Origin of the sequence: Psychrobacter sp. DM4 (assembly GCF_051307035.1) — a bacterium.
In the GTDB taxonomy this organism is placed as follows: domain Bacteria; phylum Pseudomonadota; class Gammaproteobacteria; order Pseudomonadales; family Moraxellaceae; genus Psychrobacter.
Genome location: NZ_CP195536.1, coordinates 75,765 through 96,023, shown reverse-complemented (window position 1 = coordinate 96,023; position 20,259 = coordinate 75,765). Strand labels below are relative to the sequence as shown.

Below are 20,259 nucleotides of genomic sequence, written 5' to 3'. Positions count from 1 at the left end.
GATAATATCCGTATAAAGAGTCTTTGATCAGTCATTAAATTTTTGCGTTCTAAGTTTTGAATGCTAAGTGCTAAATTACCATCTCATTCATATGTCTATCTATCAGTCATTTAGCTTAAAATAAACAAAGAGACCTTCTCTATCGCTGTGACCACTCAATTATTTATTCAAAATTCTTCCCATTACTACTTATCTGGATTCTTTTTTCTATATTACTCAAGCTTTTATCTCTACAAAGCTAAGAGTTAAGCTTATTCTAAATATATTTATCTGTTTGTGCTTTGTTTTAGGACTATAGCTAGGCCACTATACAAATTCACAAGGCGTTATTTTACAGTGATTTGTCGCCCTTGACCAATTAATCGCAGAAATGGATCAACCTAGCAAATATCAGCCATAAAAAAACGGCGTGAAACTATTCCACACCGCTTTTATAATACTCAGATATCTTATCGATAATCACATGATTAAATGTGATATTAACGACGTAGACCCAATTGGCTGATCAGTGTGGTATAGCGACCAAGATCTTTGCCCTTTAGGTAGTCAAGAAGCTTACGGCGCGTGTTTACCATACGGATAAGACCACGACGGCTGTGATGATCGCCTTTGTGCTCTTTAAAATGGTTCTGTAGATCGTTAATACGTGCGCTCAATAGGGCAACCTGAACTTCAGGAGAACCGGTATCGTTTTCGCCGCGTTGGTATTGAGCAATAATTTGTTCGCGATCAGTATTCGTTAGCATAAATATCTCCAGCAATGCTAAAAGCTCTATAACTTACTCAAACATTTGAGCACTTATAGAACAATAGAGTAAAAAATAGCTTATGCGTCATTCAGGACAACCCTGCATTACTAGAGTTGACCTAGTGAACGCTAAGCACTATAGGTTCAATAGTGTAATTACACAGTAATCTTTGTGCAATGAACAACACCTTTTAATCATCTATTCGGATGTTTAAAATGTATCTACAACTTTGCATGAAGACTACTGATAATACGGCGGCAATTATAACAAAAAACTGCCACATTAGCAGCAGTTTTTATTATGAGCTCACACATTCGATATCATGATGATTTCAATGCACAAACTCATTGTAGAGATTACTTATCGTCGTTCTTTTTGACGTCATCTTCTGTAGCGTGCTTACCAAGCTCATTATCATCGAGCGGCGCAGTCGTTGCTTCTGCTAAGCTATCAGGCGCTTCGTCTGTCGGATTAATCTCTTTGAATTGCTCATTAATACTCTTTTCTTGTTTATCCATCGTTACTCTCCTATTTTGAGTTTATTTTTATAATAATATTATATGCAAAAGACTAAAAAATAATGACTATTGCTATATTGAAGATAGCCATTATCAAAATTACTTATCGTCTTTAGCGTTCTCTACATTGTCAGCGATGCGATCGGCAGCGGCTTCAGACTCTTCGTTGTAGTTATTTTCAGTCTGGTTCTTCAGTGATGCCGTTTGTGAATCAGATTTTTGCTGTTCAAGTTTGGTATCGTTTGGATTAGGCTGTGTCATAGTAGATCCTTAGTGTTAGTTAAACAAATCAAGTTGAATATATAAATGGCTTGTAGAATTACGATAGTGCGTTGTCTATGGCATCTACGAAGTTATCGATATCATCAGGGTTACGTGAAGTAATTAGATTACCATCTATTTGCACGGTCTTGTCGACAAATTTTGCACCTGCATTCTCTAAATCAGTTTGTAACGAGTGATAAGCTGTGAGTGTTTTGCCTTTGGCGATGCCTGTATTAATAAGTGCCCAAGGTGCGTGACAGATAACAGCTAAGGTTTTGCCAGCATCGTTGATAGCATTAATAATGCTATGTGCTTCTTCGTTGCCACGAATAGTATCTGCATTGACAGTACCACCTGGCAATACCAGAGCATCGTAATCAGCAACGTTTGCTTCATTAGCAAAAATATCAGCGGTAAAGGTATCTGCTTTGTTGACGTCCTGCTGCATCGCTTGGACTTCTTTGTTATCATTAGTCGTGATCAAAATCGTTTTATAGCCTTTATCTTTAAGCTTGTTGTTGACTTCTTCGTATTCTGCTTGTTCAAAATTATTATGTAGCAAAAAAGCAATCGTCTTCATAGTTTACCTCGTCGATTTTTATTGATTCCTACTAGCATTTTTTTATTTAGTCTTTAGTAGGTCTGGTTAGTCTATAAAAAAAGCAGGTCACGCTATAGACGTAACCTGCAATAAAATGTGACGATATGTGATTAATGTAATGCACTGGTAATACGATTTACAGGTGGATGAGCTTTTTGGGTTGCAAGCGTCCGTTTAAACTAACTGCCCCTAGACCGATAAACTGCCCTTGGTCATCAATTAGACGTATATCTACTGGTATCTCATGGCGTAGAGGCGGCTCAATACTTGGCTCTGTGCCCTTATTACTAATAACAGTATTATTGTGCGTTTGAGTATCAATACTGCTTGAGACATAATTTTGAATATCAGCGCTCATCTGTTCTGAAACATTGAGTCGTTGACCTTGCCGTACGCGTACGACTTGCTGTTCTGTCAGCATAAGTGTAGCGCTTATATCGATACAAGCATCTACTGGCAGCAACTGCTCAAAGCGCTTATCAAGTGCTAGTGCTTCAAGCTCTGGTATGGTTATCGAGTCATCAATAGCAAACCTGCCTACTTGCAATCGTCGTAATGCGGTTAGGTGACCGAGCGTGCCTATCGCTTGGGCAATATCCTCTCCCAGCACGCGTATATAAGTACCCTTAGTGCACGTCGCGGTGAGTTGCAACTGAGTATCATTAATAGCGATTAGCTCAATGGCTTTTATCACTATGTCTCGCGGCGCACGTTCAACCTCAATACCCGCACGCGCGTATTCATAGAGCTTTTTGCCGTCTTTTTTGAGCGCTGAGTACATAGGCGGAATTTGCTGCTGAGCACCAAAGAACTGCTGAGCGATACGCTCTAGTAACGGCTGATCGATTTGAGTCACCTCAGCAGTCGCAATGATTTTGCCGTCAGCGTCACCCGTATCGGTTTGACTGCCTAGCAAAATGGTTGCTTGATAAGACTTGTCCGCATCGAGCTGATAATGGCTGAACTTGGTCGCCTCGCCCAAGCAAATAGGCAAAAGACCTGTCGCCATAGGATCAAGCGTGCCTGTATGACCTGCTTTTTTGCTGTCATGCACTGGCGACTTAAATAGATACTTCACCTTTGACACGACTTGCTGTGAGGTCATGCCTTGAGGTTTATCGACCAAGATGACGCCAGAGACTCTTTGTTTGTTCATGTTTTTAACGGTCATTATCGCTGCTATCACTACTGTCTTTGTTGTCGACGTCGTCTTCGTTTTGCTCAGTTTTGGTGACAGCTTGACTGATCAAGTCCATCATGTAGTTACCACGCGCGGTCACTTCATCGTAATGAAAACGCAAGCGCGGAGTCGTACGTGTTTTTAGGCTGTGGCTTAGTTCCGTGCGCAAGAACCCTGCCGCGTTGTTAAGGACTTTGACACTCTCTTCGTGGTTGGTCTTGACCATAGCATCATTGAGCTCAGGCTCCATGATAGTGACATAGACATCAGCGTAGCCTAAATCTGGGCTAACTTTGACGCTTGAGATAGTCACAAAACCGGTCAGACGCGGATCATTGACTTCATCACGGATAAGAACAGCAAGCTCACGCTGTATTTGGTCAGACAAACGCTGTAAACGTTGGTTCATAGTATTAACCTTACTTTAGTAAAATTCTTATATTTAAAATTTATTTATGACCAGTACTAATATAGACAGGTCTTAACAAAAGAGATATAGCGAAACTGGAACAGATTTTTATACGGTAAAAAAGGCCTAGCAGGATGCACCTGTTAGGCCTAGTTGTAGCTGACTATCAAGCAGTAGCCTTAGATAGTACGTGCGAACTCTTGAATCTCAAAGACTTCAATTTTATCGCCCGCTTCGACATCATAGCCACGAACCGCAAGACCACATTCCATACCAGTACGCACCTCATTAACGTCTTCTTTGTAACGACGTAACGATTGCAATTGACCGGTAAAGATAACTTGGTCATCACGTAGTACACGAATGGGTTTGTTGCGATAAATAGTACCTTCAACCACCATACAACCGGCAGCTGCACCAAACTTACTAGAGCGGAACACTTCGCGGACATCAGCCACACCAAGTATCTTCTCGCGATGTTCAGGCGCGAGCATACCACTCATGGCCGCTTTGACATCGTCGATTAGACCATAGATGACACTGTAGTAGCGGATATCCATATCGGCGCTATCAGCTTTGCGGCGTGCGGTCGCATCTGCACGGACGTTGAATCCTAATAGTACCGCTTCACTAGATTCAGCAAGCGTGACGTCAGATTCAGAGATCGGGCCGACGCCTGAGCTGATAACCCTGACTTTAACTTCGTCAGTAGATAGCTCGTTAAGCGCTGAAAGGAGCGCTTCAAGAGAACCGCGGACATCAGTCTTGAGTACGATATTTAAGAAAGACACATCGCCTTGTTCCATCTGATCGAACATGCTCTCTAGACGCATGGCATTTTGACGTTCAAGTTGACGCTCACGCTCGCGATTGGCTCTAAAGTCAGCGACTTCACGGGCTTTTTTCTCGTCAGTCACGACTAAGAATTCACTACCAGCCGCTGGCGTCTCAGGTAACCCTAAGATCTCAACAGGTATAGAAGGACCTGCTGATTTAACACGCTTGCCATGCTCGTCCGTTAGCGCACGCACTTTACCATAGTGCTCGCCTGCTAGGACTAGATCGCCTTGCTTCAATGTACCTTTTTTGACCAGTACGCTGACGACAGGACCACGACCTTTTTCTAGCCTTGATTCAATGACGACGCCTTGAGCTGCACCGTCTAAAGGTGCTTCTAGTTCCATCAATTCAGATTGTAAGCTAATGAGCTCTAAAAGCTCATCAATGCCGTCACCTGTTTTGGCAGATATACGGGCCATTGGCGTATCGCCGCCCCAATCTTCTGACACTACTTCTTTTGCGGTCAGCTCATTGAGGACGCGATCAGGATCAGCGCTTGGCTTATCCATCTTATTGATAGCGACGATAATAGGCGTACCCGCCGCGCGGGCATGATCAATCGCTTCTGCCGTTTGCGGCATCATGCCATCGTCAGCTGCGACTACTAAGACGACGATATCCGTTGCCTGAGCGCCGCGTGAACGCATTGCACTAAAGGCGGCGTGACCTGGGGTATCGAGGAAAGTAATAACGCCGCGATCGGTTTTAACATGGTAAGCACCGATATGCTGGGTGATACCGCCTGCCTCGCCTGTTGCGACTTTAGTCTCACGAATCTTATCGAGTAGTGAAGTCTTACCATGATCGACATGACCCATGATAGTGACGACTGGTGGACGCGTCTGTACGTTACTGCTACGCTCATCGACCGCATCATGTAGATCGTCTTCAACTTTAGTATCACTAACGGGTACTGGATTATGACCCATCTCTTCTACGATTAGACTCGCTGTCGCTTGATCTATCATGTCAGACTCGCGTGCCATCTCGCCCATTTTCATGAGCAATTTGGTGACTTCGCGAGCTTTAACTGCCATACGTTGAGCCAAGTCTGAAACCGCGATTTGTTCACTGATTTCGACATCGTAGACGATTTTTTCGACGGGCTTTTCAAACTTATGCTGTGAAGCTTGCGTTGAGGTTAAACCATTTTTGCGGTTCTTAATCTCACGCTCGTCTTGGTTTTTGCGACGACGACCACGAGCACCTGTGCTGTTAGAGCCACGTTTGATTTCGCGACGTTCTTTTTCGAACGACTCCTCCAACGCATCTCCAACCAGACCTTCGGCTAACGGCTCGTCTTTACGAACTTCTGCGACAGGCTCACGGTCGTTGTATTTACCTGCCATTTTACGCATTTGCTCAAGGGTACGCTTTTGCGCCTCCTCAGCTTGTACGCGGCGAGTTTCTGTCTCGATTTCACGCAGACGATTCTCTTCTTTTTCACGTGCTTCGCGAGCTTTACGCTCCGCCGCTGTTTCAACTTTTGGCTTAGTCGCCGCAACCTTTTTCTTAGGCTGCTCTTTTGGCTTAACTTCAACCGCCGCTTTACCGCCTTTTTTGACAACAACAGAGGCTGCAACATCGTCATTCTTGTCATCAGAGGACTTGTTAGAGCCAAGGCTTGCACGCATAGCAGCTAGCGTTGCCGCTTGACGCTCTTCTGACTTTTTCTTGGTAGCGGCCCGCTCTTCTGCGTCTTTGGCAGCGCGAGCTTGCGATTCTACTAGAGCTTGCTCACGAGCCGCTAGTTCTGCAGCCATTTTTTCTGGATCAGGCTTGTCAAATACTTTTTTCTTACGTACTTCAACATTGACACTTTTTGACTTACCAGAGGAGCCGGTCACGCGCGCCGTACTTGTCGTCTTAGACTTAAGACTTATACGGCGCTTTTCTTGCTGACCATGACTTTGTTTTAAATACGTCACTAACTGTTCTTGCTCACGTTCAGTGACAAGATCACTTTCTTCGCGAGCAGGCAGCCCGGCATCTACCAATTGCTGTTTTACAGCACTTGCGGTTTTGCCGACCATTTCTGCTAGTTCTTTGACGGTCTTATCTGCCATTTATTATCACCTACTGTCTATTGTTTGCTATATTTTCAATTCAATTGTTGGCTACAAATGATTGCGTTAAGGCAAATGTTGTCCCACTAAACTTTAGAATAAGGAGAACACCCACACTTTATGGTTGATAGCATATCACCAAAAGACAGCGATATGCGATTAGCGCCTATTCATCGAACCAAGATTCCCGAGCTTTCATAATTAATTTTCCTGCGGTTTCATTATCTAAGCCTTCGATATCTTCTATATCGAAGATAGCTTGTTCCGCCAAGTCATCAACGGTAATAATGTCTTTTTGTGCCAGTTTATAGGCTAAGCTGACAGTCATACCCTCAAGATCTTGCAACTCTTGACTTGGCTCTTTCATGTTTTGTTGTTTGACCAGCTCGTCTGCGATGACGACTTCTTTAGCGCGCTCTTGAATCATATCAATCGCTTCGTCATCCAAGCCTTCGATGTCATAGAAAGTCTCAACAGGTACATAAGCGACTTCTTCGATAGTCGTAAACCCTATGTCAACAAGGGCTTGTGCCAGATCACGATCCACTTCTAAACGCTCATAGAATAAGTCAATGAAGGCTTTTGATTCGCTCTTTTGACGCTCTTGATACTCTTCTTCTAGCATCATATTGAGCTTATAACCTGTCAACTCAGAGGCCAGACGTACGTTTTGACCTTGTGAGCCAATAGCGCGAGCTAACTGATCGTTAGTGCTAAAGACAATATCAGCCGTTTTGGTATCTTCGTCCAAAATGATACTACTCACATCAGCAGGCTCAAGTGCGCTGATAATAAACTGAGCAGGATCATCTGACCAAACGACAACATCAATACGCTCACCGTCAAGCTCTTGCTGTACGGCTTGGATACGCGTACCACGCATACCAATACAAGCACCAACAGGGTCAATACGATGATCGTTAGTCTTAACCGCTATTTTAGCACGAGTACCTGGCAGACGAGCGACATTACGAATCTCAATGATTTCTTCAGCAATCTCAGGAACTTCTTTTTGCATGAGTGCTGAGAGCATCTCAGGATGCGTACGTGAGAGCAGTAACTGGGCGCCGCGATTTTCACGATTGACGTGATAAAGAATAGCATTAATACGAGATTTGGCACGTAATTGCTCACGCGGTAGCATCTGATCGCGTGACAAATAACCTTCAGCATTATCGCCTAGATCGACTATGTAACCATCACGAGTTTGTTTTTTGACCTCGCCGTACATCATCTCACCAATGCGTGATTCAAAAGCATCAGCGACCAAAGCACGCTCAGCTTCACGAATCTTTTGAATAATAACTTGTTTAGCTTGCGTAGCAGCAATACGACCAAATTCGATGGATTCAATCTGCTCTTCTTTGACGTCACCGATTGACCACTCGTTTTGATCCAAATCAGTGATCGCAAGCTGACAGGCTGGCATCTCATGGTCTTCGTCAGCGACAACTGTCCAATAACGATAAGTGTCGTAGTCGCCCGTATCACGATTAATTGCGACACGCACCTCTACTTCTGGCTGTTCGGTATAGACCTTTTTCTTAGTGGATACTACCAAAGCATCTTCGATGGCCTCAAAGATATCTTCAGGATTCAATCCCTTCTCGTTACTAACAGTTTCCACTACCGTTAAGATTTCACGACTCATACTATACCTGTCCTATCGTTTTGTTATTGACTCATATCTTATCATTTGTGTAGTAATGTTTATCATCACTACAAATATTGTCACTACAAGCTGCTCACGGTTCAAATTTTTTGGTGTTAGCTCATATGTTCAATGCTACATATCTTCGTAGATCAAATGGGCTTTGTCGATATTACTCAAAGCAATATGAAACACTTCGCCATCTGAGGCACTAAGCGTTAGTGAGTTGTCATCCATACTATCGAGCTTACCTGTCGCTTTGCGGCGTTTTTTGTCGCCCTGTCCGATTGCTTGTATTAGGCGTAAGCTCACCGTTTGACCGATATAATCACGCATTTGCGACTCTGAAAAGAACGCACGATCAAAACCAGGTGAGGATACTTCTAAAATAAACTCGCCTGCGATAGGATCATGCACTTCCAACATACCGCTGACTTGATGATTGACTGCTGCGCAGTTCTCAATAGTGACCTGCTTGTCTTGTGCCAGCTCTTCAGGCAATGCTTCTATATAGATACGCAATAAAGAGCGCTGACCTTGGGGTACAAATTCTACGCCCCATAGCGACACATCACAAGCGGCAACGGCAGGCTCAATGATAGCGGTTAATTCGGCAACTTTGGTTGATAATTTCATAATGTATTTATTTTTTCCTATTGGCCTGTTACGTTCTATTAGCCGATTGCCTATAGTGTAACTTGCTTTTTTGCTCGATATATTTAGCTATAAGAATATTAGCAGTGCCTGACTCAAGCTCTTCTAACCCTGATTTTATCAAACGGACAACGCTTTAAATAAACAAGTAGGTATTATAAGAGACGTTAAAAGGAGGTCGTACTACTCGTAAGGATACAAACATGACTGTGCTCGATAGGCAGGTGCCATACAGCAATAATGTTTGGCATAGTAAGACAAGTGTCATGGTAACACAGAGCTTTAGGTACAAAAAAACCCACAAACATAATGGTGGGTTAATCGACACTGACTGTTTAGGGTACAAACATCAGTATAAAAAGTGGTAGCGGGGGCTGGATTTGAACCAACGACCTTCGGGTTATGAGCCCGACGAGCTACCAGACTGCTCCACCCCGCAACAATTTAGAATGCGTATTATAGGTAGGTTTTACTACCTTGTCAATCTTTATTTGACTAAAGACGATTATAACTGCATTCGTACTACTAAAACTTGGTGCGATTGGGGGGACTTGAACCCCCACAGCTTGCGCCACCACCCCCTCAAGATGGCGTGTCTACCAATTCCACCACAATCGCTTATGAGACTATAAACTCATCAAACTGATTTTAACCATACTGCCCTTTGAGGAAAATACAAACAGTAGGCTGACTACTAAAAGTCGGCTGTAAAAACAGAAAAAGTATTGTAAGACTAACGACTCAAAATAGCAAGCGCTGAGTACCCGTCAATAGACGATTATCTTTAATTACTAATGCTCAAACTACTGCTGAGGATTCTCGGTCAAAGGACGCGGCGTTTGCGGCGCTGATACAGGCGCATCTAAACGAAACTGATCTTCAGCTTGCTCACGGGCATTAACCGCCAGTACCATACTAGTAATGAAAAATATAACCGTAAGTACAGCGGTCGCACGAGTCAAAAAGTTCGCTGTACCTGCAGCGCCAAAAACAGTACCAGAGGAGCCAGCACCAAAAGAAGCGCCAGCGTCTGCCCCTTTGCCATGCTGTATCAAAATCAAGCCGATCATAGCTATTGCTACGATAATGTGTATGGCTAATATAAACGTAAACATGCTGTCCTCTTTTGCCATCTAATGACGACTGGTAACGATAATAAGGTATGGCTTGATTACAGGTCGCTTATCGCAGTACGTGCAAGCGGAGTCTAAAGGTCTATTAAGTAAGAGCTTATCGTATCAAGGCATAATAAATAAGGCGCATTGTACACGATTGCAAGGGCAATATTAAAGCCACTTTTATGGCCTTGTAAAGACAGTCTTACAACATAGTAGTTTATACTTGTGACACAACAACTCGCTTATTATCAAAGTCACCTGTTGATATAGACTCATCATCAACACTGTAAAAACTTCAGATTACTCGCTGTTTTGACCAAAGGCATCAGCAATAGCCAAAAAGCTTTCTACTTTTAATGATGCTCCGCCAACCAAAGCACCATCTATCATGCTATCTGTGGCAAAGTCTTGAGCGTTGTCAGCATTGACGCTACCGCCATAAAGCACACTAATATTAGCAAGTTCTGCTGAAAATCCAGCGAGCGTCTGTTTAATATGCTGATGGGTGGCGCTGACTTCTGCTACGGTTGGCACTTTACCTGTACCTATCGCCCACACAGGCTCATAAGCAATGAGCAAACGCTCTGAGAGCGGGTTGCCAATCTCTAGTTGCTGCTCCAGTAAGTCCTTGATAAGGGACAACTGCTCATCGATCACGTCAAGGGTTTGGTCATCATCATATTGCGCTTGGGTCTCACCAATACAGAATATGACACCCAAATTTTGTTTGAGAGCACAAGACAGCTTTTGTATGAGCGCTTCATGCGACTCTTGATGATACTGACGGCGCTCAGAGTGACCCAACAGTATCCATGTTGCACCAGCATCAGCAACTTGCTGCGCTGAGCAATCACCAGTATAGGCGCCTATGCTATCACTGTGCGCGCTAATGTCTTGCGCGGCAGCGAGCAGCAGTGTTCCTTTAATTTGCGTGCTAACAGCTGCCAGATGTATGCTACTTGGTGCGACCATCAACTGACAAGCTATTGGCGCAGATTTTGCATCAATAGCAGCAAGCAAGCCTTGCACGAGTGCACCCGCTTCGTGACTGGTCGCAGGATTTTGTTTCCAGTTGCCTATTACCCAAGTTTGCATCTTATCGACCCTTTATAACTCATCATTATTGTTTTATGCGCGCAAGTATAACAAATATTTAGCAAGTGCTATAGTATATAGAACAGCAGTATAGATACAGATATGATAAAGAAGAGCACTGATAGCAAGGTTAGGGAGAGACTATATCTATGACAACCATTAAAATTGGCGGCTTAGCGCAGCAGCTCATTAGCGAAGGAATCGTTAACGAGGCGCAAATGAACACCGCGCAAAAAGAGGCGCGGCAGCAGCAAATAGGACTTGTGTCTTATTTGGTAGATAATAAAATAGCCACTGCTTATCAGTTGGCGACTATGATGTCACAAGCTTTTGGCGATCCTTTGTTTGATCTCAATGCGTTGAACGATGACAACATACCCAAAGATCTAATCGATGAAAAAATAGTACGCAAATTTAATGCTTTGCCTATTTTTAAGCGCGGTCAGCGATTATTTGTAGCGTTAAGTGATCCTACGCGTATCGATGCTATAGATGCGGTTGCCTTTAACTCACGGTTGTCCGTTGAAACGGTAGTGGTTGAAGAAGATAAGCTCAAATCCCGTATCGAAAAGCTATATGCCGATACCATGCAAAGCTTTAGCGGATTTGCCGATAGCGACTTAAACGTCGATTTTATAGACCCTGAGGCTAACGAGGACGAGGGTAAACTATCCGATGGGGTTGATGAGGCCCCAGTCGTCAAGTTCGTCAATAAAATGCTCGTCGATGCTATTCGTATGGGCGCATCGGATTTGCATTTTGAGCCATACGAGAAGAGCTTTCGCGTGCGCTTTCGCGTTGATGGTGTCATGCAAAAAATGGCCAATCCGCCTGTGCAACTTGCCAGCAAAATCGCCGCTCGCCTAAAGGTTATGTCGCAGATGGATATCTCAGAGCGTCGCGTGCCACAAGATGGACGTATCAAGCTCAAATTATCCAAAAATAAAGCGATCGACTTTCGGGTAAGCTCTTTGCCGACGTTGTTTGGCGAAAAGCTGGTGTTACGTATTTTGGACCCCTCATCAGCGATGCTTGGTATCGAAGCTTTGGGCTATGAGCCTGATCAGCAAGAGATGTTTTTGGCGGCGCTGCACAAACCGCAAGGTATGCTGCTCATAACTGGTCCGACAGGTTCTGGTAAGACGGTTTCTCTTTATACGGGTATCAATATCTTAAATACGGGCGAGACGAATATCTCAACGGCTGAGGATCCCGTCGAGATTAACCTTGAAGGCATTAATCAGGTCAACGTTAACGCCAAAGTCGGTCTGACCTTTGCCAATTCGCTTAAGTCTTTTTTACGTCAAGATCCTGATATTGTCATGGTCGGTGAAATTCGTGACCTTGAAACTGCTGAGATTGCGATTAAAGCGGCGCAAACAGGACATATGGTACTCTCAACCTTGCACACCAACTCAGCACCTGAAACCTTAACGCGCCTGCGCAACATGGGCGTGGCCTCCTTTAATATTGCCACCTCAGTCAATCTGGTTATCGCCCAGCGTCTTGCCCGTAGATTATGCAAAAACTGCAAAAAGCCTATAGATGTCCCGCGTCAGAGTCTGCTGGAGCTTGGGTTTACTGATGCAGATTTAGATGATCCCAATAATCATATCAGTGAGCCGGTAGGCTGTAGCGAATGCCGCGAGGGCTACAAAGGCCGCGTCGGTATTTATGAGGTCATGAAAGTTAGTCCAGATATCTCGCGTATTATTATGGAAGATGGCAACGCAATAGACATTAAAGACGCTGCACTCAAGAATGGGTTTAGGGATCTACGCCGCTCTGGTATCCTAAAGGTGCTACAAGGCGTGACAAGCATTCAAGAGATGATGCGCGTCACTTCTGAATAATCCTATAAGCACAAACAGATAATATCGAAGACCATAAAATTAATATCAATGAATGATCCGTTTTGCGCTAAAATAAATAACTACTTTTGTAAGAGTATTCCGTTACGCATTGTATAAGTAGAAAATACTGTTTTATTGAATGACATTCGAGGGTGAGAACATGGCAAAAGCTAAGACCGATATGCTATTAGACTTTGTCTATGATGGAGTCAATCGCCGTGGTCAAAAGATAAAGGGCGAGACCACCAGCCGTAGTTTGGAGTTGGCAAAAGCGACTTTGCGCAAACAAGGCATCACGGTCAAAGGCATTAAGAAAAAGCCCAAACCCTTGTTTGAGTTCAAAAAACCGATCAAAGCTATCGATATCGCGATATTTTCACGGCAGCTGGCGACGATGATGAAAGCAGGCGTGCCTTTAACGCAGTCGTTTGAGATTGTCGCCGACTCTCTTGATAATCCAAGTATGAAAGAGCTGGTACTACAAATTAAAGCGGATATCGAAGCGGGCGGCACTTTTGCCTCTGCCCTGCGCAAACACCCGCGCTATTTTGACAACTTGTTTTGCTCTTTAGTGGATTCAGGCGAGCAATCTGGTGCATTAGAGACGATGCTAGAGCGGGTCGCCACTTATAAAGAAAAAAGTGAGCTACTCAAAGCAAAAATCAAAAAAGCGATGAAATACCCTATTGCGGTTATCGTTGTCGCTATTATTGTCACCATGATTTTGCTGATCAAAGTGGTTCCTGTTTTCTCCGATTTATTTGCCTCCTTTGGTGCAGAATTACCAGCCTTTACCCAAATGGTCGTTAATATGTCTGAGTGGATGCAATCGTGGTGGTTCATTCTTGTCATTCTTATTGGTGCCTCTATTATAGGGTTTTCGGAGGCCAAAAAACGCTCAAAGAAATTTCGCGACTTTTTGGATCGCGCTACTCTAAAACTGCCAATCTTTGGCAACATCGCTTATCAAGCGATTATCGCTCGCTTCTCACGTACGCTCTCGACAACTTTTGCCGCGGGTGTACCGCTGATCGATGCGTTGAACTCCACTGCGGGTGCGACCAATAACGTGGTCTTTTATGACGCCACTCAGCAAATCAAAAATGATGTGGCAACCGGGCAGCAATTGCAATTCTCTATTCGTTCAACCAATTTATTTCCAAGTCTCGTTATCCAGATGGTCGGTATTGGTGAGGAGTCTGGTAGCTTGGAGGAGATGCTGGATAAAGTTGCTATCTATTACGAGAATGAGGTCGATAACGCAGTTGATGGTTTGACCAGTTTAATGGAGCCTATGATTATGGCTGTGCTTGGGGTATTAGTTGGCGGCTTAGTCATTGCTATGTACTTGCCAATATTCCAAATGGGTTCGGTGGTCGGCTAAAGGATAGTAAGTTGATGCAATTAATAGCGCTATTACAGAGCAATATGACTTTGGCTTTGGTCGTATTCGCCGTATTAGGTCTCTGTGTCGGCAGTTTTTTGAATGTGGTCATTCATCGTATGCCACTAATGATGGTTTATAGTTGGCGACAAGAATGTAGTCAGTTTTTGGCAGGACAAGCAGATATAAAAAATGAGCAGGCAGCGAAGCTTACTCAAATGGTAGCGCATGATGCCCCTATTACCTTAAGCACACCAGCTTCACGTTGTCCGCACTGCGCACATAAAATCAAATGGTACGAGAACATACCTCTCATCAGTTGGCTTATGCTACGTGGTCGCTGCTCTGCTTGCAAAGTGCCTATCGGTATACGTTACCCTATTGTCGAGCTTGTCACCGCTATATTGACAGTGACGGTCATTTATCACTTCGGTGTCAACATCATCGGGCTATCAGCGCTTATTTTAGTCTGGACTCTAATCGCACTTACCGGTATCGATTTTGATACGCAGCTATTGCCAGATCGCCTGACCTTTCCGCTTGCTGGACTAGGGTTAGCAGTCAATTCACAAAGCTGGTTTGTGACACCAACGCAGTCTATTTGGGGTTTGCTACTGGGTTTTTTGTCGCTGTGGATAGTGGTCAAAGTGTTTTATTTAGTCACCAAAAAACACGGTATGGGACAAGGCGATTTTAAGCTGCTCGCAGTACTTGGCGCTTGGCTTGGACCCATCATGTTGCCGCTAATTATTCTGCTCTCGTCACTACTTGGCTCAATCGTTGGCATTATCTTGATGCGACGCCAAGGCGAGAGTCAGCCATTTGCTTTTGGTCCTTATATTGCTATCGCTGGTATCATAGCATTATTGTACGGCGCTGATATCGTAAGTTGGTATTTGGGCATGTATGCTTAAGTATGTGTATGTCTAATCGTTGATTACCGAAAGCTCAGCATAACGTTACAATAACAGTCTGTAACCACGACATCTGATAGTGATTTAGACGCTAGAATAGTCAATTTTTATGATTGTGGTTGTAGGATACTTATGTCCAACTGCCCTATTTAATTCGCCAATAATAAGTGATCACTATGCCTATACATTCAAACTCATCCTACGCTGACCTTAGTCATAAATCGGCACGTCAAGTCACTGGTTTTGATAAGACCAAACTGGTTATCGGACTTACTGGCGGGATCGGTAGTGGTAAGTCTGCGGCGACCAACTGGTTCGCCAAGCAAGGCATCGATATTATAGATGCTGACGTAATCGCTCACGAAGTCGTAACAAAAGGAAGCCCAACACTACGCAAAATTCAAAAGAAATTTGGAGATTGGGTGATTAACGCATCGGGTGCGATGGATAGAGCAGCGGTTAGAACGCATGTATTTGCCAATCCTGAAGCCCTTGTAGAGCTTGAAACCATCACGCATCCTGCGATACGCGAGGCGGCTAAAGCGCAATTGAATACCAGCACCTCAGCCTACGCAGTGCTCTCAGCGCCTCTGCTGATTGAAGCCGCAGAAGCAGGACTAGCCAATTTGTGTCAGCGTATCTTAGTCATAGACGCGGCGGAGGATGCACAGCTTGCACGGGCAAGTCTGCGCGATGGGCAAAGCGTAGCAAAAATCAAAGCCATTATGCTCAATCAATTAGATCGCGGTGATCGTACTCGTCATGCTGATGATGTGGTACTCAATGATGCTGATCTTGAGACTTTGTATCAGCACTTAGAACCTTTGCATCAAGATTATCTTACGCTTGCCCAGCAGCTAAAGTTCGCTGCCGATTGATCTCATATAGCGCCATACCAGTGGCAACACTGACGTTCAGGCTTTGAAGATTGCCATGCGCGTTACCTGACATCGGAATATATACCAGCTCATCGCAGCTCTCCCTAGTCAAGCGGCGCATGCCATCCCCTTCAGATCCCATGATTAACGCTGTCTTACCTGTCATATCAGCGTCGTGTATGGGTTTAGCATTTGCCTCTAGTGCCGTACCAAAGACAAAGATACCAGCACTTTTGATCTTGGTAAGGGTTCGGGCTAGATTAGTCACGCTAATAATAGGCATCATCTCAGCGGCGCCTACTGATACCTTAGCAACCGTTGGTGTGAGACTTGCGGCATGATGTTTTGGACAAATAACCGCGTCAACGCCCATCGCCACTGCGGTGCGCAGACAAGCGCCAAAATTGTGAGCATCAGTAATTTGATCAAGTACTAATAGCAGACACTGATCGCGTTTACTAATAGTATCGATTAGCCCTTCATCAGCAAATCCTAGGGGACGCGCGTGAAGGACTAGCCCTTGATGTTGAGGACTGCCGCACAACTGCGTAAGGCTATCTTTTTGCGTAGGCTGGATGCTGATACCGTTAGCTTTGGCCTCTGCAATAATGGCCTGTACATGAGCATCGCTCTCGCGTCCTTGTTGCACAAATAAACTCAAGCCATCTAAAGGACGATGAGCCAGTAAAGCATCGATAGCATGAATACCATAAAAATAACTAGGTTTTGCCATAACAGGCCTGCTGATTAAAGTATAAGTATGAGTATTATTCAAAGAAAAACAAACAGAATCTCGGCGATTTTGTTTGTTCGTATAGATGGAGAACTGCTAGTGCTGAAATTTTGAACCTGCAAGTTTAAATTGACGCTTAGCCTTCAAGATGACAGACATATTGAACAATCTCATCGGTACGCAGGTTAAAGCCACTATTGCCTTCGACGACGAAGGATTGTCCAGCGCGGTAGTAATTAAAATCCTCATCATCGCTTATCTTGACTTCACACTCACCACTAATAATTTCGATACGCTCAGAGGTATTGGTACTAAAGTGATAATGATCAACCAAATTATCACAAGGCAAAATGACACCTAGCGTCTTGTGGCGACCATCTTCGAACATAATAGTATGGCTTGAGCAGCGTCCATCGTAGGATATAGTGGCTTGCGCATTAACAGTCACGTTAGAAAATTTTACCGCTGTCATAGGGACTTCCTTATCAAATAATCACAACTAAACTAAAAAATAAGTAATGGATCAAGCTATCACTAGGACAGCTGTCTTTGATATATCTTGCAACGTAAACAGGGTCGCAATGAGCGTAAAAGTTTATCGTTGTGTGAGATTATGCTACCACATTATATCTGTAAAGTTTGTTACTACGCTGCCAAAAATAGCAGAATTTAGTAAAATAAGACGTTAAATAATGAGCATTTTAAGTGATAAATACTATCTTTTTAGGTACTTAGCCTGTAGATTTATGTGATATTTTAGCAGTAGAATTTGTATTTGCCATAGTTTAACACCATACTATTTGCCTAATGTATTTACTTTTTCACTCCTTTATCTAACCTTAAATAGCCATGCATCGTTGTGGTACACCCCTTGCTCATTTGATGACATTTAACAGGGTTTGTTTAAAGGTTATGATTAGCCACGAGAGGCGTTGATGCTTTTATCTTTAACTCTACATCAGTTTGCCTTGATCGCTCAGCATGAGCTGAGTATGGCTGAGGGTTTCAATGTCATTACGGGCGAGACGGGTGCAGGTAAGTCGCTACTGCTCGATGCGCTATCTCTATGCATAGGCGAGCGCGCCGATAGCGCTATGGTCAGGCATGGCGCGGCGCACGCGGATATCTATGCGCAGTTCGATGTACAAGATAATCAAGCGATAGCCGATTGGTTTGCAGCGCATGAGCGCCTTTTGGATGAGCCAGAGGTACTGGTACGACGTCAGCTTAGTAGTAGTGGGCGCTCAAAAGCTTGGCTTAACGGTACGCCGGTTAGCTTAGCTGAGCTTAAAGGCTTGGGTGCGCTACTGGTTAATATTCATAGCCAACACGCTCAGCAGGCACTGCTCAAACCGCAATTCGTGGTCCAGTGGCTAGATGCGATGGCGCAAATTAACACGCTCGCCGACAATACTGCCACAAGCTATCAGCACTACCAGCAACTCAAGCGCCGCGCCGATGATATCGCCAGCCGCGAGGCGCAGCGTCAAGACCGCATGCTATTGCTACAAAACCAGATTGCCGATATCGCGCCGCTACTCTCTACCGATTACGCTGATGTTGAAGCGGAGCACGAAGAGCTGTCTAATATCGAAGCGCTTATGACGGAAGCGAGCCATAGCCTTCATCTACTCGATAACGACACTGATGAACCTGATGTCATGACGTTGCTTGGACAAGCGATCAAGCTGTGCGATCATCAAATCGATGTCAGTGCGACCTTTGGGCAAGCCTCAGAGCAGCTTCATCTTGCGCAGCAGCAGATTACCGAAGTCACATCCCTACTCTCAGACTATGCCGAACAGCAGCTCCCTGATCCTGAACGCTTACAAACACTTGATAATCTGATTAGTCTGGGTCATCGCCTCTCACGCAAATATAACCTACCAGCGATAGATTTAATCACTGAGGCCAAAGCTTGGCAGCAGCAGTTAGATGAGCTAGAAAACGAGCCGAGCAGCGATGCAATGGCCGAGCAAATTGAGCAAGCTTGGCAGGACTATCTTGTTCAGGCGACAGCACTTCATAAAGCAAGAGCCAAAGCTGCGCCTGTAATTTGTCAGCAGCTTATCGCACAACTAAAACCCTTGGCTCTACCTAATGCACGCTGTGAGTTTGCGTCCACTAAGCGTGATTCTGCGCAATACAATGCCCAAGGCTGCTATGATATCGACCTGCTCTTTAGCGCCAACGTCGGTATGCCGATGCAGCCACTCCACAAAATTGCCTCAGGTGGTGAGCTGTCGCGTATGGCGCTTGTGATGCAGGTTTTGCAGGTGACCAATGCGGATACTAATGCAGCCAAACCTATGCTGGTATTTGATGAGGTCGATGTCGGTATCAGTGGCGGCACCGCCCAAGTGGTCGGCGAGTTACTACGGACACTGGGTCAGACGCAGCAGCTCTTAGCCATTACTCACCAAGCACAGGTCGCAGCGCAAGCGCATCAACATATTTTGGTACAAAAGCATCACGACAAGCTGACTCAAAGCGAGCTCATCATCATAACGGGCAGCGCGCAGGTCGATGAGCTTGCTCGTATGTCGGGCGGCGTAATCATTACCGATGTCACGCGCGATCATGCGCGCAGCTTATTGACCGACGTCAAGTAGTTATCCGCACGCTGAGCCTAACTGTGTTGATTTTTGTGCGAGCGGCGCCATATAACTAGTACATCAGATATCCAATTCTCCTACCTTTGTTGCATTTGCCTCTATGTCTAAAGCTAACTTGACTCATCATTTTTTGATAGCAGCGCCCAAGCTCTCAGATCCCCGCTTTGAGCAGGCGCTTATCTACATCTGTCGTCATGACAAGCATGGCGCGTTAGGCCTCATGGTCAACCGTCCGCTTGAGCAGGCGCGAGTTGGCAAATTATTAGAGGATCTAAGCATCGATGTCACTGATCCACAAGTGATGGATGATGTGGCATTAGAAGGCGGTCCTATGTATCCTGAGGTAGGGTTTGTACTTCATACCGGTCAGCCTGAATGGGCATCGTCATTTGCCATCTCTGAAAACGTCTGTATCACTACCAGTCAAGATGTGCTCAAACGTATTGCCGTCGGTCATGGCGTCGGTCACTATCAGCTATGTTTGGGTCATGCTAGTTGGGGCAAAAAACAGCTGGAGCGGGAGTTAAGCGCTGGCGATTGGCTGGTTTGCCCTGCTGATTTGACGCTCTTGTTCGATGCGCCCTTTGAAGAGCGCTGGCAATTAGCCGCTGACAAAATCGGTATTAACTTTGATTATTTAAGCGACGATATTGGGCATGCTTAACACAATGAACGAAAAAGGATAAATGCATCACCATGCTAGAGCCTTTAAACATAGTAGAGAGTACGTCGACTAC

Annotated in this window: 19 protein-coding genes and 2 tRNA genes; 6 read left to right on the top strand and 15 right to left on the bottom strand. The window is 44.7% G+C overall.

The window, feature by feature from the left end; translation table 11 throughout:
* Window positions 1-479: 479 nt before the first annotated feature.
* From rpsO to tpiA, 13 genes are all read right to left on the bottom strand, one after another.
* Window positions 480-746, bottom strand: a complete 267-nt coding sequence (gene rpsO, locus ACR64G_RS00430) for a 30S ribosomal protein S15 (protein ID WP_317200489.1) — start codon at window positions 744-746, stop codon at window positions 480-482.
* A gap of 359 nt (window positions 747-1,105) precedes the next feature.
* Complete coding sequence (locus tag ACR64G_RS00425; RefSeq protein ID WP_435979610.1) at window positions 1,106-1,267, bottom strand: hypothetical protein; 162 nt, start codon at window positions 1,265-1,267, stop codon at window positions 1,106-1,108.
* Between the two features lie 99 nt (window positions 1,268-1,366).
* A complete protein-coding gene (locus ACR64G_RS00420; protein WP_435979609.1) occupies window positions 1,367-1,528 on the bottom strand; it encodes a hypothetical protein in 162 nt (53 codons plus the stop codon).
* A 58-nt stretch (window positions 1,529-1,586) separates the two neighbouring features.
* On the bottom strand, window positions 1,587-2,111 hold the full coding sequence (locus ACR64G_RS00415) for a type 1 glutamine amidotransferase domain-containing protein (protein ID WP_435979608.1): 525 nt from the start codon (window positions 2,109-2,111) through the stop codon (window positions 1,587-1,589).
* Window positions 2,112-2,268: 157 nt separating this feature from the next.
* The gene (truB, locus tag ACR64G_RS00410) at window positions 2,269-3,288 is read right to left on the bottom strand and encodes a tRNA pseudouridine(55) synthase TruB (protein WP_435979607.1); all 1,020 of its coding nucleotides are present in this window, start codon (window positions 3,286-3,288) and stop codon (window positions 2,269-2,271) included.
* Window positions 3,289-3,292: 4 nt separating this feature from the next.
* Window positions 3,293-3,721, bottom strand: a complete 429-nt coding sequence (locus tag ACR64G_RS00405; RefSeq protein WP_435979606.1) for a ribosome-binding factor A — start codon at window positions 3,719-3,721, stop codon at window positions 3,293-3,295.
* A gap of 179 nt (window positions 3,722-3,900) precedes the next feature.
* Window positions 3,901-6,627, bottom strand: coding sequence for a translation initiation factor IF-2 (infB, locus tag ACR64G_RS00400; protein ID WP_435979605.1), 2,727 nt, complete (start codon window positions 6,625-6,627; stop codon window positions 3,901-3,903).
* Window positions 6,628-6,793: 166 nt separating this feature from the next.
* The gene (gene nusA, locus ACR64G_RS00395; RefSeq protein WP_435979604.1) at window positions 6,794-8,278 is read right to left on the bottom strand and encodes a transcription termination factor NusA; all 1,485 of its coding nucleotides are present in this window, start codon (window positions 8,276-8,278) and stop codon (window positions 6,794-6,796) included.
* A 135-nt stretch (window positions 8,279-8,413) separates the two neighbouring features.
* Window positions 8,414-8,914, bottom strand: coding sequence for a ribosome maturation factor RimP (rimP, locus tag ACR64G_RS00390; RefSeq protein WP_435979603.1), 501 nt, complete (start codon window positions 8,912-8,914; stop codon window positions 8,414-8,416).
* 380 nt (window positions 8,915-9,294) lie between these two features.
* Window positions 9,295-9,371 (bottom strand) — tRNA-Met (locus ACR64G_RS00385).
* Window positions 9,372-9,465: 94 nt separating this feature from the next.
* Window positions 9,466-9,550 (bottom strand) — tRNA-Leu (locus tag ACR64G_RS00380).
* A 185-nt stretch (window positions 9,551-9,735) separates the two neighbouring features.
* A complete protein-coding gene (gene secG / locus ACR64G_RS00375; RefSeq protein WP_317200480.1) occupies window positions 9,736-10,047 on the bottom strand; it encodes a preprotein translocase subunit SecG in 312 nt (103 codons plus the stop codon).
* 303 nt (window positions 10,048-10,350) lie between these two features.
* Window positions 10,351-11,145 carry a triose-phosphate isomerase gene (tpiA, locus tag ACR64G_RS00370; RefSeq protein ID WP_435979602.1) on the bottom strand — a complete coding sequence of 265 codons (795 nt, stop codon included), beginning with the start codon at window positions 11,143-11,145 and terminating at the stop codon, window positions 10,351-10,353.
* A 149-nt stretch (window positions 11,146-11,294) separates the two neighbouring features.
* Between tpiA and pilB the strand changes: the two genes are divergently transcribed.
* From pilB to coaE, 4 genes are all read left to right on the top strand, one after another.
* The gene (gene pilB / locus ACR64G_RS00365) at window positions 11,295-12,998 is read left to right on the top strand and encodes a type IV-A pilus assembly ATPase PilB (protein WP_435979601.1); all 1,704 of its coding nucleotides are present in this window, start codon (window positions 11,295-11,297) and stop codon (window positions 12,996-12,998) included.
* A 160-nt stretch (window positions 12,999-13,158) separates the two neighbouring features.
* Window positions 13,159-14,382, top strand: a complete 1,224-nt coding sequence (locus ACR64G_RS00360) for a type II secretion system F family protein (protein ID WP_435979600.1) — start codon at window positions 13,159-13,161, stop codon at window positions 14,380-14,382.
* A 14-nt stretch (window positions 14,383-14,396) separates the two neighbouring features.
* Window positions 14,397-15,296 carry a prepilin peptidase gene (locus ACR64G_RS00355; protein ID WP_435980728.1) on the top strand — a complete coding sequence of 300 codons (900 nt, stop codon included), beginning with the start codon at window positions 14,397-14,399 and terminating at the stop codon, window positions 15,294-15,296.
* 176 nt (window positions 15,297-15,472) lie between these two features.
* A complete protein-coding gene (gene coaE / locus ACR64G_RS00350) occupies window positions 15,473-16,174 on the top strand; it encodes a dephospho-CoA kinase (protein ID WP_435979599.1) in 702 nt (233 codons plus the stop codon).
* Here coaE and rlmB read toward each other — a convergent pair.
* Both rlmB and ACR64G_RS00340 read right to left on the bottom strand, forming a co-directional pair.
* A complete protein-coding gene (gene rlmB, locus ACR64G_RS00345) occupies window positions 16,137-16,907 on the bottom strand; it encodes a 23S rRNA (guanosine(2251)-2'-O)-methyltransferase RlmB (RefSeq protein ID WP_435979598.1) in 771 nt (256 codons plus the stop codon). The genes coaE and rlmB overlap by 38 nt on opposite strands.
* A 136-nt stretch (window positions 16,908-17,043) precedes the next feature.
* Complete coding sequence (locus tag ACR64G_RS00340) at window positions 17,044-17,379, bottom strand: pyrimidine/purine nucleoside phosphorylase (protein ID WP_435979597.1); 336 nt, start codon at window positions 17,377-17,379, stop codon at window positions 17,044-17,046.
* A 463-nt stretch (window positions 17,380-17,842) separates the two neighbouring features.
* Between ACR64G_RS00340 and recN the strand changes: the two genes are divergently transcribed.
* Window positions 17,843-19,519 (top strand): DNA repair protein RecN, encoded by a 1,677-nt coding sequence (recN, locus tag ACR64G_RS00335; RefSeq protein ID WP_435979596.1) that lies wholly within the window; start codon window positions 17,843-17,845, stop codon window positions 19,517-19,519.
* Window positions 19,520-19,622: 103 nt separating this feature from the next.
* Window positions 19,623-20,186 carry a YqgE/AlgH family protein gene (locus tag ACR64G_RS00330; RefSeq protein WP_435979595.1) on the top strand — a complete coding sequence of 188 codons (564 nt, stop codon included), beginning with the start codon at window positions 19,623-19,625 and terminating at the stop codon, window positions 20,184-20,186.
* The last annotated feature ends 73 nt before the right edge of the window (window positions 20,187-20,259 follow it).

Excerpts from the sequence above, each read along its gene's own strand:
- pilB (WP_435979601.1), top strand. The coding sequence starts at position 11,295 with ATGACAACCATTAAAATTGGCGGCTTAGCGCAGCAGCTCATTAGCGAA.
- secG (WP_317200480.1), bottom strand. The coding sequence starts at position 10,047 with ATGTTTACGTTTATATTAGCCATACACATTATCGTAGCAATAGCTATG.
- truB (WP_435979607.1), bottom strand. The coding sequence starts at position 3,288 with ATGAACAAACAAAGAGTCTCTGGCGTCATCTTGGTCGATAAACCTCAA.
- ACR64G_RS00360 (WP_435979600.1), top strand. The coding sequence starts at position 13,159 with ATGGCAAAAGCTAAGACCGATATGCTATTAGACTTTGTCTATGATGGA.
- coaE (WP_435979599.1), top strand. The coding sequence starts at position 15,473 with ATGCCTATACATTCAAACTCATCCTACGCTGACCTTAGTCATAAATCG.
- ACR64G_RS00355 (WP_435980728.1), top strand. The coding sequence starts at position 14,397 with ATGCAATTAATAGCGCTATTACAGAGCAATATGACTTTGGCTTTGGTC.
- ACR64G_RS00330 (WP_435979595.1), top strand. The coding sequence starts at position 19,623 with ATGTCTAAAGCTAACTTGACTCATCATTTTTTGATAGCAGCGCCCAAG.
- ACR64G_RS00425 (WP_435979610.1), bottom strand. The coding sequence starts at position 1,267 with ATGGATAAACAAGAAAAGAGTATTAATGAGCAATTCAAAGAGATTAAT.
- infB (WP_435979605.1), bottom strand. The coding sequence starts at position 6,627 with ATGGCAGATAAGACCGTCAAAGAACTAGCAGAAATGGTCGGCAAAACC.
- ACR64G_RS00420 (WP_435979609.1), bottom strand. The coding sequence starts at position 1,528 with ATGACACAGCCTAATCCAAACGATACCAAACTTGAACAGCAAAAATCT.
- nusA (WP_435979604.1), bottom strand. The coding sequence starts at position 8,278 with ATGAGTCGTGAAATCTTAACGGTAGTGGAAACTGTTAGTAACGAGAAG.
- ACR64G_RS00405 (WP_435979606.1), bottom strand. The coding sequence starts at position 3,721 with ATGAACCAACGTTTACAGCGTTTGTCTGACCAAATACAGCGTGAGCTT.
- tpiA (WP_435979602.1), bottom strand. The coding sequence starts at position 11,145 with ATGCAAACTTGGGTAATAGGCAACTGGAAACAAAATCCTGCGACCAGT.
- recN (WP_435979596.1), top strand. The coding sequence starts at position 17,843 with ATGCTTTTATCTTTAACTCTACATCAGTTTGCCTTGATCGCTCAGCAT.
- rpsO (WP_317200489.1), bottom strand. The coding sequence starts at position 746 with ATGCTAACGAATACTGATCGCGAACAAATTATTGCTCAATACCAACGC.
- rlmB (WP_435979598.1), bottom strand. The coding sequence starts at position 16,907 with ATGGCAAAACCTAGTTATTTTTATGGTATTCATGCTATCGATGCTTTA.
- ACR64G_RS00340 (WP_435979597.1), bottom strand. The coding sequence starts at position 17,379 with ATGACAGCGGTAAAATTTTCTAACGTGACTGTTAATGCGCAAGCCACT.
- ACR64G_RS00415 (WP_435979608.1), bottom strand. The coding sequence starts at position 2,111 with ATGAAGACGATTGCTTTTTTGCTACATAATAATTTTGAACAAGCAGAA.
- rimP (WP_435979603.1), bottom strand. The coding sequence starts at position 8,914 with ATGAAATTATCAACCAAAGTTGCCGAATTAACCGCTATCATTGAGCCT.